The following is a 17,052-nucleotide window of genomic DNA, read 5'->3' as shown; positions in this document are numbered from 1 at the left end:
TGCTCGCCTGAATGAATTTTATATTCCATTATAGTGCGTTTATTATGAATTAAAAATTCCAGAGGTAAATAACATGAATCTTGGCTCTCTTGTTTCTGAAACGCGTAACCCGCAAACCATGGATCTTGATGCACTGTCCACGCTGGAGCTGGTAAACCGCTTTAATCAACAGGATACCCTCGTCGCGCTGGCAGTCAAAGAGACATTGCCTGAGGTAGCAAAAGCCGTAGACGCCGCTGCCGACGCTCTCAAAGCAGGAGGACGCATTATTTATATGGGAGCGGGAACCAGCGGGCGCCTCGGGGTGCTGGATGCCTCAGAATGTCCGCCGACTTTTGGCGTTCCGCACGGGCTGGTCGTTGGCCTGATTGCCGGTGGCCCCGGCGCGCTGCTGAAAGCGGTAGAAGGGGCAGAAGACAATAAACAGCTTGGGGAAGATGATCTCAGGGCGCTAAACCTGACCGCGCAGGATCTGGTGGTCGGGCTGGCGGCTTCTGGTCGTACGCCGTACGTCATTGGTGGACTGGAATATGCCAGACAGACCGGGTGCACCACAGTGGCCATCTCCTGTAACCCGGGCTCGCCGATTGCGCAGGTGGCCGCCATTGCCATCTCTCCGGTCGTCGGGCCGGAAGCGCTCACCGGCTCCACACGGCTGAAGTCGGGTACCGCGCAGAAGCTGGTGCTCAATATGATCTCCACCGGCGCGATGGTGAAATTTGGCAAGGTCTACCAAAACCTGATGGTGGATATGCAGGCCACTAACATCAAGCTGGTGGACAGAGCGTGTCGCATGGTGATGGAAGCGACAGGTGCCAGTCGTGAAGAGGCGGAAAAGGTGCTTCAGCAGACCGATCACGATGTAAAACCCGCCATTCTGATGATATTAACCGGGCTGGATGCAGCCGCGGCCAGAGCCAGACTCGAAGCCCATCACGGGTTTTTACGGGCGGCATTAGAACACCAATAAGAGGCGTGTATGGACAAAACAGCAGCGCTCGCCAGCGACATCCTGCTCGGGATCGGTGGGGAAAAAAATATTCAGCGTCTTGAGAACTGTATGACGCGTGTTCGCGTCGAGGTGCATAACGACGAACAGCTTGATTTGACGCGCCTTAAGCAGCTTCCCGGCGTGAGCGGGTACGTTAAGCAGGGGCAACAGCACCAGTTGATTGTCGGTCCGGGCAAAGCGGCGCAGGTGGTAGATGCCATGCGCGCCCTGATGACGGGCGGTGAAACGGCTCCCGCCTTTGACGATGCGGAACGCACCAAAGCGCAGGCGAAAGCCAAATACAAAGCCCCTATGAGCGATGCGCTGCGCCAACTGGCTAACGTCTTTATTCCGCTGATCCCGGCGTTTATCGCGTCGGGGCTGATCACCGGGATTATCAATATTCTTAAGCGTCCGGATATTGTCGGGGATTTTGCCACGCAGTATCCGAACCTGCTGGGTATTCTGGCGATTTTCGGCAGCGCGGTGTTTGCCATCATGAACATTCTGGTGGGGGTGAACACGGCCAAAGTGTTTGGCGGCTCGCTGGCGATGGGCGGCGTTATGGCGGGTATCCTCTCCAGCCCGCAGCTGGCGCAGATTACGCTGTTTGGCGAGGCGCTTCAGCCTGGCCGCGGCGGGGTGATTGCCGTGCTGCTGGTGGTCATTCTGATGTGCTGGATCGAGAAAAAGCTGCGCGCGGTGCTGCCAGGCTCGATTGAGCTGATCCTCAACCCGCTGCTGACCACATTGATTACCGGGAGCGTGGCGATTGTGGCGCTGCAACCGTTAGGCGGCGCCATCTCTGAAGCCATCGCCCACGGCGCGTCTCTGGCTATCGATCGCGGTGGGTTATTGGTGGGGGCTGTGCTGTCCGGAACCTTCCTGCCGTTAGTGCTGACCGGTCTGCATCAGGGGCTAGTGCCGATTCACGTCGAACTGGTACAGGCGCACGGCTATAACGCCCTGCTGCCGATCCTGTCGATGGCGGGCGTTGGGCAGGTCGGCGCGGCCATCGCGGTGCTGATGAAAACCCGCAACGCACGTCTGAAAAAGGTCATTAAAGGGGCGTTGCCGGTCGGGTTGCTCGGTATCGGCGAGCCGCTGATTTTCGGCGTTACGCTGCCGCTGGGCAAGCCGTTCCTGGCCGCCTGTCTCGGTGGCGCGGTGGGCGGGGCGTTGATTAGCTACTGGAAAGTGGCGACCGTTATCACCTTCGGGATTTCCGGTTTACCGCTGGCATTAACCATCGTGACCGGAAAAGTGATGCTCTATCTGTTAGGCTATCTGGTAGCGGTGATCGCCGGGTTCCTGTTTACCTGGCTATTAGGATTCAACGACCCAGAGGAGTAAGGTTTGGCAAATCACGAGCGTCGCGTTGTCTTTTTTGATCTGGATGGAACGCTGCATCAGCAGGATATGTTCGGCACCTTTATGCGCTATCTGCTGCGGCGCCAGCCCCTTAACGCGTTGCTGGTATTGCCCCTGTTACCCGTTATTGGCATCGCGCTAATGGTGAAAGGCCGTTCAGCGCGCTGGCCGATGAGCCTGCTGCTCTGGGGATGCACGTTTGGTCATAGCGAAGCGCGTCTTAAGCAGCTTGTGCAGGATTTTGCCCACTGGTTTCGCGGGCACGTCGCCGCGTTTCCCGTGGTCCAGGCGCGCCTGACCAGCTATCTCGACGCCAACGATGCCGATATCTGGCTGATTACCGGCTCCCCGCAGACGCTGGTGGAGCAGGTCTATTTTGATACGCCCTGGCTGCCGCGCGTAAACCTTATCGCCACGCAGATCGCGCGCGGCTACGGCGGCTGGGTGCTTACCCTGCGTTGCCTCGGACATGAAAAAGTGGTGCAGCTGGAGAAACGCATCGGTACGCCGCTGCGTCTGTACAGCGGCTACAGCGACAGCAAGCAGGACAACCCGCTGCTCTATTTTTGCCAGCACCGCTGGCGCGTCACGCCTCTGGGCGAACTTCAGCAACTCGAATAGTCTTATCTGTACCGGCTGTGTATAATGCCGCCCGCTTTTCGACTGGAGTATCAGCCCTTGTCCAACCCTGAACACAATCATGAATACTGGATGCGCCACGCGCTGGCGCTGGCTCAGCGCGCCTGGGAAGAGGGCGAAGTTCCCGTGGGCGCGGTGCTGGTCCATAACAATCAGGTAATTGGTGAAGGGTGGAACCGTCCGATTGGCCGTCACGATCCTACCGCGCATGCTGAAATTATGGCGCTGCGTCAGGGCGGACTGGTGCTGCAAAACTATCGTCTGCTTGATACCACCCTGTACGTCACCCTTGAACCGTGCGTGATGTGCTCCGGGGCGATGGTGCATAGCCGAATCGGTACGCTGGTGTTTGGCGCGCGGGATGAAAAAACGGGCGCTGCTGGTTCACTGATGGACGTGCTTGGGCATCCGGGGATGAACCACCAGGTGAAAACTATCGGCGGGGTACTTGCACCAGAATGTTCGGGTCTGTTAAGTGACTTTTTTCGAATGCGTCGGCTGCAGAAAAAGCAACAAAAGGCAGAATTGAAACCGCAGGGTGATTAAGCTCGTCCGGTGCGACCACCGGATAGCTTTCAGCCAGCTGTTGCGCCTCGGCCGCCTCTTTTTCTTTCTCCAGCAGATATCCCACCAGGCTTATCTGATACTTACGAATATTTTCCACGTAGGCATACGCTTCATGCCCGCGCGCATAGCCGTACGTCAGCTTCTGGTACCACTGTTTCTGGCTAAGCAGCGGCAGGCGCTGTTTTACATCTGACCAGCTGTCCGGGTTACCTTTGGTTTTTGCCGTCAGCGTCCGCGCGTCGAGCATATGGGCATAACCCATGTTATAGGCGGCCAGCGCAAACCAGATCCGCTCCCCTTCAGGAACCGTCTCCGGCACTTTCGCCATCATATCCTGTAAATATTGCGCGCCGCCGCTGATGCTCTGTTCCGCATCGGTTCGATCGCTAATGCCGAGGCTCTGCGCGGTATTTTTGGTCAGCATCATCAACCCGCGCACGCCCGTGGGGGAGGTGGCCTGAGCATCCCAGTGCGATTCCTGGTAGGAAATTGCCGCCAGTAACTTCCAGTCAATCTCCTGAGCGTACTTCTCGAACAGCGGTTGCAGGTCCGGCAGCACGCTATCCACCGCGCGCAGGAAGGAGCGGGTGTCAACGTAATCAAAATCGTCACCGTGACCGAGATATTTCTCTTCCAGACGCGCCAGGGTGCCGTCTTCATTGATGGAATTAAAGAAATCGAGCATAGCCGCAGAGACGGTTTGATCGTCGTCTAACTGGGTAAACCAGGTTACCGGCTGTTCATCGGTCACATCCAGCGCCACGGCGATTTCAGGATGAACGCGCTGGAAAAGGCTGATCGCCACCGAATCAGCAATGGTATAGGCCAGCTTTTTATCTTTTACCTGCTCCAGCAATTCGGTAGTGCCGAGTTTAGGATCGACCGTCCAGCTGAGGTTCGGGTATTTTTTCTCTTTCAACGCCCGCAGATCGTCAATCACCACATGGCCTGGCGCAATGGTCAATTGCTGGTCGGTAATGTCGGCCAGTGAGCGCGGGCGCAAGCTACCCACACGATAAACCACCTGCTGCGACACGGAGTAATAGGTCGGGCCCGGCTGATAATTTTTGCTGCGTTCGCTGTTGTACACCAGACCTGCGGCGAGAATATCGGCACGGTCATGGTCTAAATCATCAAACAGCTGGTTGATGTTCTGCCGCACGGTGACTTTAAGCTTCACGCCCAGATAGTCCGCAAACAGCTGTGCCAGTTCGTAATCAAGACCAATGGTTTTACCGTTGATATCGTCGTATATAAGCGGAGAGGAGAGGGTACTGACGCGCAACTCCCCCCGCTCCTGAATGGCGGCGATACGGTTTTCGGCTTTGCCGAACCAGGGGATAGACGGCCAGAGGGCCACTGCCAGCAGCAACGTAACAATGCCGATGAGCAGATAATTAATCTTTAATTTTTTCAATTAGTTAATTCTCTGCGACGCCGGTTGCCTCAGTGTGCTGTAGTCATGTTAAGAGTAGAGTTTGCCATTGATTGAGCGGCATTTTGCGCAAAGTAGCGCCAGTTGGCAACCAATTAGAGAGACAGGTCACATCTATTGTTAAACAAAAAGGATGATTTTATTTCGACGCAAACGGTTTCGTCGGCGCTCAGGATTCTCTATAATGACGCCCGTTTTCCCCCCCTTGCGCACACTGTAAGCGCCCCGGCGCTTCGAAGACGAGAGACTTATGATGGAAATTCTGCGTGGTTCGCCTGCACTGTCTGCCTTCCGTATTAATAAACTGCTGGCACGTTTTCAGGCGGCCGACCTTCCGGTAAGCAATATTTACGCTGAGTATGTCCATTTTGCTGACCTGAATGCCCCCCTGAATGCAGAGGAGCGCGTACAGCTGGAACGTCTGCTTAAATATGGCCCAAGCCTGAGCAGCCATACGCCGACCGGCAAATTAATCCTCGCCACGCCACGTCCTGGCACCATCTCCCCCTGGTCTTCCAAAGCCACCGACATCGCTCACAACTGCGGCCTGAGCCAGATTAACCGTCTGGAGCGCGGCGTGGCGTACTATGTGGAAGCGTCAACCCTGAGCGACGCGCAGTGGCAGGCCGTGACAGCGGAGCTGCACGACCGCATGATGGAGAGCGTGTTTGACTCTCTGGATGATGCGCAGAAACTGTTCTCCCACCATCAGCCTGCGCCGGTACAGAGCGTGGATCTGCTGGGGCAGGGGCGTCAGGCGCTGATCGACGCAAACCTGCGTCTTGGTCTGGCGCTCGCAGAAGATGAAATCGACTACCTTCAGGATGCATTCGTTAAGCTGAATCGCAACCCGAACGACATCGAACTGTATATGTTCGCGCAGGCCAACTCCGAGCACTGCCGCCACAAAATTTTCAACGCCGACTGGATTATCGACGGCGAACAGCAGCCGAAGTCGCTGTTCAAAATGATCAAAAACACCATGGAGCAAACCCCTGACCACGTGCTGTCTGCCTATAAAGACAACGCCGCGGTGATGGAAGGTTCCGAGGTGGGCCGCTTCTTCGCCGACCGCGAAGCAGGGCGCTATGACTTCCACCAGGAGCCTGCGCATATCCTGATGAAAGTGGAAACCCACAACCACCCGACGGCCATCTCTCCGTGGCCGGGTGCGGCGACCGGCTCCGGCGGTGAGATCCGTGACGAAGGTGCGACCGGTCGCGGCGCGAAACCCAAAGCGGGTCTGGTCGGTTTCTCCGTTTCCAACCTGCGTATCCCGGGTTTTGAACAGCCGTGGGAAGAAGATTTCGGCAAGCCAGAGCGCATCGTGACCGCGCTGGATATCATGACCGAAGGCCCGCTGGGCGGCGCGGCGTTCAACAACGAATTTGGTCGTCCGGCGCTGAACGGTTACTTCCGTACCTACGAAGAGAAAGTGGACAGCCACAACGGCGAAGAGCTGCGCGGCTACCACAAACCGATCATGCTGGCGGGCGGGATCGGCAACATTCGCGCCGATCATGTGCAGAAAGGCGAGATCGTCGTCGGCGCGAAGCTGATCGTGCTCGGCGGCCCGGCCATGAACATCGGTCTGGGCGGCGGGGCAGCCTCGTCTATGGCCTCCGGCCAGTCTGATGCGGATCTCGACTTCGCGTCCGTGCAGCGCGACAACCCGGAAATGGAGCGCCGCTGTCAGGAAGTGATCGACCGCTGCTGGCAGCTCGGCGAAGCCAACCCGATTCTGTTCATCCACGACGTGGGCGCGGGTGGACTCTCTAACGCCATGCCGGAGCTGGTGAGCGACGGCGGTCGCGGCGGGCGCTTCAACCTGCGCGATATCCTGAGCGATGAGCCAGGCATGAGCCCGCTGGAAATCTGGTGTAACGAATCCCAGGAGCGCTACGTGCTGGCGGTTGCCGCCGATCAGCTGCCGCTGTTTGACGAGCTGTGCCGCCGCGAGCGCGCGCCGTATGCCGTCATTGGTGAAGCGACCGAAGAGCAGCACCTGACTCTCAGTGATACCCATTTTGACAACCAGCCGATCGATCTGCCGCTGGACGTTCTGCTCGGTAAAACGCCGAAGATGACCCGCGACGTAACAACCCGCAAAGCGGCGGGTAAAGCGCTGGATCGTCAGGGCATTACCGTGGCGGAAGCGGTTAACCGCGTGCTGCACCTGCCTGCTGTAGCAGAGAAAACTTTCCTGGTCACCATCGGCGACCGTACCGTGACCGGTATGGTATCGCGCGATCAAATGGTCGGCCCGTGGCAGATCCCGGTCGCTAACTGCGCCGTGACCACCGCAAGCCTCGACAGCTACTACGGCGAAGCGATGGCCCTGGGCGAACGCACCCCGGTGGCGCTGCTGGACTTCGCTGCCTCTGCCCGTCTGGCGGTCGGTGAAGCGCTGACCAACATCGCCGCGACGCAGATTGGCGATATCAAACGTATCAAACTTTCCGCGAACTGGATGGCTGCTGCCGGTCACCCTGGCGAAGATGCCGGCCTGTACGAAGCGGTGAAAGCGGTGGGTGAAGAGCTGTGTCCTGCGCTCGGCCTGACCATTCCGGTGGGTAAAGACTCCATGTCGATGAAAACCCGCTGGCAGGAAGGTAACGAGCAGCGCGAGATGACCTCTCCGCTGTCGCTGGTGATCACCGCGTTTGCGCGCGTGGAAGACGTGCGTCATACCGTTACGCCGCAGCTGGCGACCGAAGATAACGCCCTGCTGCTGATTGACCTCGGCAAAGGCCACAATGCGCTCGGCGCCACCGCGCTGGCGCAGGTTTACCGCCAGCTCGGCGAAAAGCCAGCCGACGTGCGGGACGTCGCACAGTTGAAAGGCTTCTACGACGCAATTCAGGCGCTGGTGGCGCAGCGTAAGCTGCTGGCCTACCACGATCGTTCCGATGGCGGCCTGCTGGTGACGCTGGCAGAGATGGCCTTCACTGGCCACTGCGGCGTTGAAGCAAACATTGCAACGCTTGGTGAAGACCGCCTGGCGGTGCTGTTTAACGAAGAGCTTGGCGCGGTCATTCAGGTACGCGCCGCAGATCGCGACGCGGTGGAAGCGATTCTGGCGCAGCACGGTCTGGCAGACTGCGTGCACTATCTCGGTAAAGCGGTGCAGGGCGACCGTTTCGTGATTGAAGCCGACGGCCACCCGGTGTTCAGCGAAAGCCGCACCACGTTGCGTATGTGGTGGGCGGAAACCACCTGGCAGATGCAGCGCCTGCGTGACAACCCGGAATGTGCCGATCAGGAGCATAACGCGAAGGCGAACGACAACGATCCTGGCCTGAACGTGAAGCTCACCTTCGACATCAACGAAGACATTGCCGCGCCGTACATTGCGACCGGTGCGCGTCCTAAAGTGGCCGTGCTGCGCGAACAGGGCGTTAACTCCCACGTTGAGATGGCAGCGGCCTTCCACCGGGCGGGCTTTGACGCCATCGACGTCCACATGAGCGACCTGCTGGCAGGGCGTACCGGGCTGGATGATTTCCAGGCACTGGTAGCCTGCGGGGGGTTCTCCTACGGTGACGTGCTGGGCGCGGGCGAAGGCTGGGCGAAGTCCATCCTGTTCAACAGCCGCGTACGTGACGAGTTTGAAACCTTCTTCCACCGTCCGCAGACGCTGGCGCTGGGGGTGTGTAACGGCTGCCAGATGATGTCTAACCTGCGCGAGCTGATCCCGGGCAGCGAAGCCTGGCCGCGCTTTGTGCGTAACCAGTCTGACCGCTTTGAAGCGCGCTTCAGCCTGGTAGAAGTAACCCAAAGCCCGTCCCTGCTGTTGCAGGGGATGGTCGGTTCGCAGATGCCAATCGCGGTTTCGCACGGTGAAGGTCAGGTTGAAGTCCGTGATGCGGCGCACCTGGCTCAGCTTGAAAGCAAAGGACTGGTGGCGCTGCGCTTTGTTGATAACTTTGGCAAGGTCACCGAAACCTATCCGGCTAACCCGAACGGTTCGGCAAATGGCATTACCGCGGTCACCAGCGAAAGCGGTCGGGTGACGATTATGATGCCTCACCCGGAGCGTGTCTTCCGTACCGTGAGCAACTCCTGGCACCCGGAAAACTGGGGCGAGGACAGCCCGTGGATGCGCATTTTCCGCAACGCACGTAAACAACTAGGTTAAGTTTCTACGCCCTGACTGTAGGCCCGGTAAGCGCGAGCGCCACCGGGCTTTTTTGTCTCTGTCGCAAAATCGCGACAACTCTCTGGTCCGAGTGTCTCCAAAAGGAGACATTTAACCTATTGATTTATATGCGGCAGGACAGGTTCCCGTTAAGGTGTTGCTTAATAGCGACACTTAGCCTGGAAATCATTCACGTAACAATCAATACGTTTTGATAATAAAAATATTACTAATCATAAGGATAGCATTAATTTTTGCAATCTGGCACGCGTGTTGCATAATAGTAACCAGTGGCTCATTCACCCTCTTATGTCAGCCCCTTCGGGACGTGCTACATAAACTTCGAATGACGCACAAAAAGGTGCCTGCCGTCCAACTACTGATTATTGCAATGCTTTATCAGGCCAGGGCGAAACGTCGAGTTAGGCACCGCCTTATTCCATGACAAAGCCGGGTTTTTACCCGGCTTTGTTGTATCTGAAGGGCAGACTCAGTTACGCTCTCCTCAAACCCGGATGAAGAGAGTAATGTGTTGAAACGCTGGCCCGCTTTCCCTCGCTCCCTGCGACAGCTCGTTATGATGGCCTTCCTGCTGATCCTGCTACCTTTGCTGGTTCTGGCCTGGCAGGCCTGGCAAAGCCTGAACGCGTTAAGTGCACAGGCGGCCCTGACTAACCGCACCACGCTTATTGATGCTCGCCGTAGCGAGGCGATGACCAACGCCGCGCTTGAGATGGAGCGTAGCTATCGCCAGTACTGCGTGCTGGACGATCGCACGCTGGAGAGGGTCTATCAGAACCAGCGTAAACGCTACAGCGAAATGCTGGACGCCCACGCCGGGGTGCTGCCAGATGACAAACTCTATCAGGCGCTGCGTCAGGATCTGAACGATCTGGCGCAGCTCCAGTGCAAAAACAGCGGTCCTGATGCCGCCGCCGCCGCCCGACTTGAAGCCTTCGCGAACGCCAATACGGAGATGGTTCAGTCCACCCGTACGGTTATCTTTTCCCGTGGTCAGCAGCTCCAGCAGGAGATTGCCGAGCGCGGCCAGTTCTTCGGCTGGCAGGCGCTGGTGCTGTTCCTCGTCAGCCTGGGGCTGGTGCTGCTCTTTACCCGCATGATCATCGGCCCCGTGAAGGGGATCCAGCGGATGATTAACCGCCTGGGGGAGGGTAAATCTCTCGGGGATACGGTCGTTTTTAAAGGCCCGCGCGAGCTGCGCTCGGTCGGTCAACGCATCATCTGGCTTTCAGAGCGCCTGGCATGGCTGGAATCGCAGCGCCACCAGTTCCTGCGCCATATCTCACACGAACTCAAAACGCCGCTGGCCAGCATGCGTGAAGGTACGGAACTGCTGGCCGACGAAGTGGCGGGGCCGTTAACCCCTGAGCAAAAAGAGATCGTGGCGATTCTGGATGCCAGCAGCCGCAATTTACAAAAGCTTATTGAACAACTGCTGGACTATAACCGCAAGCTGGCGGATGGTGCTGTGGTGCTTGAAAGCGTTGAGATTGAACCGCTGGTGGACATGGTGATCTCCGCCCATAGCCTGCCAGCAAGAGCTAAAATGATGCATACCCAGGTGGAACTCAACGCGCCAGCCTGTCTTGCAGAACCGATGCTGTTAATGAGCGTACTGGATAATCTTTATTCCAATGCGGTGCACTATGGTACTGAATCCGGTACCATTTATATCAGAAGCAATAACAACGGTTCGCGGGTATTTATTGACGTAGCGAATACCGGAAGCCCGATTCCGGATGATGAAAAAACGCTGATCTTTGAACCCTTCTTCCAGGGGAGTCATCAGCGAAAAGGTGCGGTAAAAGGAAGTGGTCTGGGGCTGAGTATTGCCCGCGACTGCATACGACGCATGCAGGGTGAGCTTAACATCGTGAGTGATGAACGCGCCGATGTCTGTTTTCGTATCGAACTGCCTCTTGAGCCGGAAAAATCAATGAAATGAATAACAACCTGGTGAGTATGTCACACGTCTTTTACCGCGCACTGCGCGCGGTGTTTTCCAGCAAAAATGTGCGCCTCAGCCTGCCCTGCTTACTGCTGGCAGGCTGTGTAACCCATGCACCGAAAAGTGCAATTAGCCACAAACAGGAAGATAAATGGCCGCAAAAACAGCTGGCTGATTTCCTTTCGACACGTTGCGATGATATCTGGAGCCTGTCGGGGCGTGATGTTGAATCCAATCCGCTGTTCTGGCTGCGCGGAATAGACTGCGCCCAGCGGCTGGCGCCCGCCGAGGCCCGTGCCCAGGCGGCGATGCTGGTGGACGATACCTGGCAGGACGCGTTTAAACGCGGGATCGTGATGGCGGATGCCAGAATCACGCCTGTCGAACGCCGCGCCAACGTGACGCGGCTGGATACTTACGTGATCAATATTCCCCCGCAGGTGCGCCCGGTCTATCAGCTCTGGCGGGACGGACAAACCCTGCAATTACAGCTGTCTGAAGAGCGTTTCCGCTACAGCAAATTGCAGCAGTCAAGCGACAGCGAGCTTGATGCGCTTCGCCAGCAGCAGGAGTCGCTGCGCGAGCAGCTGGAAACCACCACCCGCAAGCTCGAAAATCTGACCGATATCGAAAGACAGCTCTCGACGCGTAAGCCGGCAGGCAGCTATCTGCCCGATGGGTCGAAAGGCAACTCTGCCACGACGCCAGACAGTGAGACGCCGAAACAAGAGGATGTGAAGCCATGACAAGCCGTAAACCTGCCCATCTGTTACTGGTGGATGACGATCCCGGGCTGTTAAAGCTGCTGGGGATGCGTCTGGTCAGCGAAGGCTACAGCGTGGTCACCGCTGAAAGCGGGCAGGAGGGGCTGAAGGTGCTCAGCCGTGAGAAAATCGATCTGGTGATCAGCGATTTGCGCATGGATGAAATGGATGGCCTGCAACTGTTCACGGAGATCCAGAAGCAGCAGCCCGGGATGCCGGTGATTATCCTCACCGCTCACGGATCTATTCCTGATGCGGTGGCCGCGACGCAGCAGGGGGTATTCAGCTTCCTCACCAAACCGGTGGATAAAGACGCCCTCTATAAAGCGATCGACAGCGCCCTTGAGCACGCAGCGCCATCCGGCGACGACGCCTGGCGTGAATCCATCGTGACGCGTAGCCCTGTAATGCTGCGCCTGCTGGAACAGGCGCGGATGGTGGCGCAATCCGACGTTAGCGTGCTGATCAACGGCCAGAGCGGGACCGGGAAAGAGATCCTCGCCCAGGCGATCCACAACGCCAGCCCGCGCAGTAAAAATGCTTTTATTGCCATTAACTGTGGCGCGTTGCCGGAACAGCTGCTCGAATCAGAGCTCTTCGGCCATGCCCGCGGCGCCTTTACCGGCGCGGTGAGCAGCCGTGAAGGGCTGTTCCAGGCGGCTGAGGGGGGCACGCTGTTCCTTGATGAAATTGGCGATATGCCCGCGCCGCTGCAGGTCAAATTGCTGCGCGTGTTGCAGGAGCGGAAAGTGCGTCCGCTTGGCAGCAACCGCGATATCGATATCAACGTGCGTATTATTTCCGCCACCCACCGTGATTTACCCAAGGTGATGGCGCGCAACGAGTTCCGCGAAGATCTCTACTATCGACTGAATGTCGTCAACCTGAAAATCCCGGCGCTGGCCGAGCGTGCGGAAGATATCCCGCTGCTGGCAAATCACCTTTTGCGCCAGGCCGCTGACCGCCACAAACCGTTTGTGCGCGCGTTCTCCACCGATGCGATGAAACGCCTGATGACCGCAAGCTGGCCGGGTAACGTACGCCAGCTGGTGAACGTGATTGAGCAGTGCGTGGCGCTGACGTCATCGCCGGTGATCAGCGATGCGCTGGTGGAGCAGGCGCTCGAGGGGGAAAACACGGCCTTACCGACGTTTGCGGAAGCGCGAAATCAGTTCGAGCTGAACTATCTGCGCAAGCTGCTGCAAATCACCAAAGGCAACGTGACCCACGCGGCGCGCATGGCCGGGCGTAACCGTACCGAGTTCTATAAATTGCTCTCACGCCACGAGCTGGAAGCGAACGATTTTAAAGAGTAATACCGCAAAATTCGCCTGAATATGATACTGTGAGCAACCGATTACGAGGCTGCTTACTGGCAAGAGTTTAAGGACCCACCATGAAAAAAATTGATGCGATTATTAAACCTTTCAAACTGGATGATGTACGTGAAGCGCTGGCAGAAGTAGGCATCACCGGGATGACCGTAACTGAAGTGAAAGGTTTTGGTCGTCAGAAGGGCCACACCGAGCTATACCGTGGCGCAGAGTACATGGTGGACTTTCTGCCGAAAGTGAAAATCGAGATCGTGGTGAGCGATGATATCGTCGATACCTGTGTGGATACCATCATCCGCACGGCGCAGACCGGTAAAATTGGCGACGGGAAAATCTTCGTCTTTGACGTGGCGCGCGTGATCCGTATCCGTACCGGCGAAGAAGACGACGCGGCGATTTAACATTCTTGCCGGGTGGCGCTGCGCTTACCCGGCCTACAGAACCCTTCGCAGGTCCGTGCAAGCGCAGCGCCGCCGGGCGATTACAGCACTTTATGCGGGCCGAAACATTCGTAATGAATGTTGTCTTTGTTCACGCCCAGGTCTACCAGCTGCTTCGCGGCATACTGCATAAACGCTACCGGCCCACACACGTAGAACTGCATCCCCGGTGCGCTAAACGCCCCTTCGTGCTGCCCTAAATTCATCAGGCCTTCGCTGTCAAAACGTGCCGCTGCGCGGTCAGCTTCCGTGGGTAAACGATACCAGGTATGCGCGGTAAAGTGTGGCAGACCCGCTCCGAGCGCTTTCACTTCATCTGCAAAGGCGTGCACATCACCGTTTTCGGCCGCGTGGAACCAGTTAACCTGCGCGCTGTGGTTTGATTTTGCCAGCGTATCCAGCATCGCCAGCATTGGCGTTTGACCAACACCTGCGGAAATCAGCGTCACCGGGGTACCCGATTCCACCGCCATAAAGAAATCACCCGCTGGCGCGGCCAGATGAACGATATCACCCACGCTGGCGACGTTATGCAGCCAGCTGGATACCTGACCGCCTTCCTCACGTTTAACCGCAATGCGATAGCCTTTGCCGTCTGGCTTGCGGGTCAGGGAATACTGGCGAATCTCCTGGTGCGGGAAGCCTTCAGGCTTCAGCCAGACGCCCAGATACTGCCCCGGCTGGTAATCGGCAACTGGCTGGCCGTCCACCGGCTCAAACTCAAAGCTGGTGATCAGTGCGCTGCGCGGGGTTTTCTCAACGATGCGGAAAGCACGCGTGCCTTCCCAGCCGCCATTCTTGCTGGCGTTTTCGCTGTAGATCTGCGCTTCACGGTTGATGAACACGTTTGCCAGCACGCCGTATGCCTTACCCCAGGCATCCAGCACTTCCTGGCCCGGGCTGAACATTTCGTCCAGGGTTGCCAGCAGGTGACTGCCCACGATGTTGTACTGCTCAGGTTTGATCTGGAAGCTGGTGTGCTTCTGGGCGATTTTTTCCACCGCAGGCAGCAGAGCCGGCAGGTTTTCGATGTTGCTGGCATAGGCGGCAATAGCGTTAAACAGCGCTTCGCGCTGATCGCCGTTACGCTGGTTGCTCATGTTGAAAATCTCTTTGAGCTCCGGGTTATGCGCGAACATGCGATCGTAGAAATGAGCGGTCAGTTTAGGACCCGTTTCAACCAGCAGGGGGATTGTGGCCTTCACGGTAGCGATGGTTTGGGCGTCGAGCATAGCAGCTTCCTTCTGATGTTACTTTAATGATGTATTTTATATGCATCTTATAAAAATACCCCTGCAATGTAAATGGTTCTTTGCATCGTGAAAAATATGCATCACAAAGCTGAAAAGAAATCCGTTGAAAATGGCGAGAGCTTTATTGCTCAAACCCTTGCGTGGCGTGGAGGTAAACGTTTGCGTAAAATCGTTTGTCAAGACCTGTTATCGCAGAACTATTCAGTTATACTGTTGCCCGTCGTCCAACAGGACTGCCTTTTCAGGCCAAAAATTTACTTGTTAGCTGAGTCAGGAGATGCGGATGTTAAAGCGTGAAATGAACATTGCCGATTATGATGCCGAACTGTGGCAGGCTATGGAGCAGGAAAAAGTACGTCAGGAAGAGCACATCGAACTGATCGCCTCCGAAAACTACACCAGCCCGCGCGTGATGCAGGCGCAGGGTTCTCAGCTGACCAACAAATATGCTGAAGGTTACCCGGGCAAGCGCTACTACGGCGGTTGCGAATACGTTGATATCGTTGAGCAGCTGGCGATTGACCGTGCGAAAGAACTCTTTGGCGCTGACTACGCGAACGTCCAGCCGCACTCTGGCTCTCAGGCTAACTTCGCTGTTTACACCGCGCTGTTGCAGCCGGGCGATACCGTTCTGGGTATGAACCTGGCGCAGGGCGGCCACCTGACTCACGGCTCTCCGGTTAACTTCTCTGGCAAACTGTACAACATCATCCCTTACGGTATTGATGAGTCCGGTAAAATTGACTACGAAGACATGGCGAAGCAGGCCAAAGAGCACAAGCCGAAGATGATCATCGGTGGCTTCTCTGCTTACTCCGGCATCGTTGACTGGGCAAAAATGCGTGAAATCGCTGACAGCATCGGCGCGTACCTGTTCGTCGACATGGCGCACGTTGCCGGTCTGATTGCCGCTGGCGTTTACCCGAACCCGGTTCCACATGCGCACGTTGTGACCACCACCACCCACAAAACCCTGGCGGGTCCACGCGGTGGCCTGATCCTGGCGAAAGGCGGTGACGAAGAGCTGTACAAAAAGCTGAACTCCGCCGTGTTCCCAAGTGCCCAGGGCGGCCCGCTGATGCACGTTATCGCCGCGAAAGCCGTCGCGCTGAAAGAAGCGATGGAGCCAGAGTTCAAGGTTTATCAGCAGCAGGTTGCTAAAAACGCCAAAGCGATGGTGGAAGTGTTCCTGAATCGTGGTTACAAAGTGGTGTCCGGTGGGACTGAAAACCACCTGTTCCTGCTGGATTTGGTCGATAAGAACCTGACCGGTAAAGAAGCTGACGCAGCCCTCGGCCGCGCCAACATCACCGTGAACAAAAACAGCGTGCCAAACGATCCGAAGAGCCCGTTCGTGACTTCCGGTATCCGTATCGGTTCTCCGGCCGTAACTCGCCGTGGCTTTAAAGAAGCGGAAGTGAAAGAGCTGGCGGGCTGGATGTGTGACGTTCTGGACAACATCAATGACGACGCGGTTATCGAGCGCGTTAAAGGTAAAGTTCTGGACATCTGCGCACGCTTCCCGGTGTACGCATAATTCTCTGCGTTTCAGAACTGAAAAAGGCCGCTCATGCGGCCTTTTTTTATGGGCTAACGTCGGTCGAGGGAGATGGCCCCCGGCCCGGTAATCGCCAGCAAAATAAAGGCGCCAGCGATACTCACATTTTTATAGAAGTTAATCATATTTGGCAGGACCGCATCGCCCGTCATATCCCAGTAGTGGTGTCCAATCACCGCCGTTCCCAGCGTATAGAAGACAAAGATCACCGCGAGGGGGCGGGTGAAAAAGCCCAGAACGATCAGAATCGCGGCGGGGATTTCCATTACCACCGCAATAATCGCGGCCAGCATGGGCATGGGGGCGCCGAGCGACGTCATGTACTGAACGGTGCCGCTAAACCCCGTCAGCTTGGGATAACCGAAAATAATAAACAGGACTACGATAGCAATGCGGGCAATTAAAAGCAGGAGAGAACGAGAGGATCCGAAATCGAAATAACGTAAGCTGTTCATGGCAAACGACCTCTTCAGGCGATGTCTTATAAACGTAATACAGTTTTACCGCTCTCGCCATACGCTGTACAGCTGGTGATGATGTTAATTTTTGGTTAATTTATAGCGCGCTAACGACTTGCTAAAGTCAGGGATTAA

At 56.7% G+C, this 17,052-nt stretch carries 13 protein-coding genes; 10 read left to right on the top strand and 3 right to left on the bottom strand.

Annotated features, from left to right (window positions below; all coding sequences use genetic code 11):
* Nucleotides 1-73: 73 nt before the first annotated feature.
* Genes murQ through tadA form a run of 4 tightly spaced genes read left to right on the top strand, consistent with a single transcriptional unit; the run spans nt 74 to nt 3,547 of the window.
* The gene (murQ, locus tag C3451_RS04075) at nt 74-970 is read left to right on the top strand and encodes an N-acetylmuramic acid 6-phosphate etherase (protein WP_023306721.1); all 897 of its coding nucleotides are present in this window, start codon (nt 74-76) and stop codon (nt 968-970) included.
* 9 nt (nt 971-979) lie between these two features.
* Nucleotides 980-2,344 (top strand): PTS transporter subunit EIIC, encoded by a 1,365-nt coding sequence (locus C3451_RS04070; protein ID WP_023306720.1) that lies wholly within the window; start codon nt 980-982, stop codon nt 2,342-2,344.
* Nucleotides 2,345-2,347: 3 nt separating this feature from the next.
* The gene (yfhb, locus tag C3451_RS04065) at nt 2,348-2,983 is read left to right on the top strand and encodes a phosphatidylglycerophosphatase C (RefSeq protein ID WP_124304237.1); all 636 of its coding nucleotides are present in this window, start codon (nt 2,348-2,350) and stop codon (nt 2,981-2,983) included.
* Nucleotides 2,984-3,007: 24 nt separating this feature from the next.
* Nucleotides 3,008-3,547: a tRNA adenosine(34) deaminase TadA gene (gene tadA, locus C3451_RS04060; protein WP_023300729.1), complete on the top strand. Its 540-nt coding sequence runs from the start codon at nt 3,008-3,010 to the stop codon at nt 3,545-3,547.
* Here the strand turns inward: tadA and mltF are convergent.
* The gene (mltF, locus tag C3451_RS04055; RefSeq protein ID WP_032623752.1) at nt 3,435-4,985 is read right to left on the bottom strand and encodes a membrane-bound lytic murein transglycosylase MltF; all 1,551 of its coding nucleotides are present in this window, start codon (nt 4,983-4,985) and stop codon (nt 3,435-3,437) included. The two genes, tadA and mltF, sit on opposite strands and share 113 nt — an antisense overlap.
* 268 nt (nt 4,986-5,253) lie before the next feature.
* Here mltF and purL point away from each other — a divergent pair, with 268 nt between their 5' ends.
* The 5 genes from purL (at nt 5,254) to glnB (ending at nt 13,609) form a co-directional block, all read left to right on the top strand.
* Nucleotides 5,254-9,141 carry a phosphoribosylformylglycinamidine synthase gene (gene purL / locus C3451_RS04050; RefSeq protein WP_045621509.1) on the top strand — a complete coding sequence of 1,296 codons (3,888 nt, stop codon included), beginning with the start codon at nt 5,254-5,256 and terminating at the stop codon, nt 9,139-9,141.
* Nucleotides 9,142-9,673: 532 nt separating this feature from the next.
* Nucleotides 9,674-11,107: a two component system sensor histidine kinase QseE/GlrK gene (gene qseE, locus C3451_RS04045; protein ID WP_038417062.1), complete on the top strand. Its 1,434-nt coding sequence runs from the start codon at nt 9,674-9,676 to the stop codon at nt 11,105-11,107.
* Nucleotides 11,104-11,856, top strand: coding sequence for a two-component system QseEF-associated lipoprotein QseG (gene qseG / locus C3451_RS04040; RefSeq protein WP_032623754.1), 753 nt, complete (start codon nt 11,104-11,106; stop codon nt 11,854-11,856). Before qseE ends, qseG begins: the two co-directional genes overlap by 4 nt.
* Nucleotides 11,853-13,190: a two-component system response regulator GlrR gene (glrR, locus tag C3451_RS04035; protein WP_015572150.1), complete on the top strand. Its 1,338-nt coding sequence runs from the start codon at nt 11,853-11,855 to the stop codon at nt 13,188-13,190. The genes qseG and glrR overlap by 4 nt, the downstream gene beginning before the upstream one ends.
* A gap of 80 nt (nt 13,191-13,270) precedes the next feature.
* Nucleotides 13,271-13,609 carry a nitrogen regulatory protein P-II gene (glnB, locus tag C3451_RS04030; protein ID WP_003860685.1) on the top strand — a complete coding sequence of 113 codons (339 nt, stop codon included), beginning with the start codon at nt 13,271-13,273 and terminating at the stop codon, nt 13,607-13,609.
* Nucleotides 13,610-13,689: 80 nt separating this feature from the next.
* Here glnB and hmpA read toward each other — a convergent pair whose 3' ends face one another.
* Nucleotides 13,690-14,880, bottom strand: coding sequence for an NO-inducible flavohemoprotein (gene hmpA / locus C3451_RS04025; protein WP_032623756.1), 1,191 nt, complete (start codon nt 14,878-14,880; stop codon nt 13,690-13,692).
* 304 nt (nt 14,881-15,184) lie between these two features.
* On the opposite strand from hmpA, the gene glyA reads away from it, so the two are divergent.
* Complete coding sequence (gene glyA / locus C3451_RS04020) at nt 15,185-16,438, top strand: serine hydroxymethyltransferase (RefSeq protein ID WP_003860678.1); 1,254 nt, start codon at nt 15,185-15,187, stop codon at nt 16,436-16,438.
* A gap of 53 nt (nt 16,439-16,491) precedes the next feature.
* Here glyA and C3451_RS04015 read toward each other — a convergent pair whose 3' ends face one another.
* Nucleotides 16,492-16,914: a DoxX family protein gene (locus C3451_RS04015; RefSeq protein WP_038416512.1), complete on the bottom strand. Its 423-nt coding sequence runs from the start codon at nt 16,912-16,914 to the stop codon at nt 16,492-16,494.
* Between the last annotated feature and the right edge of the window lie 138 nt (nt 16,915-17,052).

It is taken from the genome of Enterobacter sp. 301B (assembly GCF_003850715.1).
Classification (GTDB): Bacteria; Pseudomonadota; Gammaproteobacteria; order Enterobacterales; family Enterobacteriaceae; genus Enterobacter; species Enterobacter intestinihominis.
This window is presented reverse-complemented; position numbering and strand designations above follow the sequence as displayed.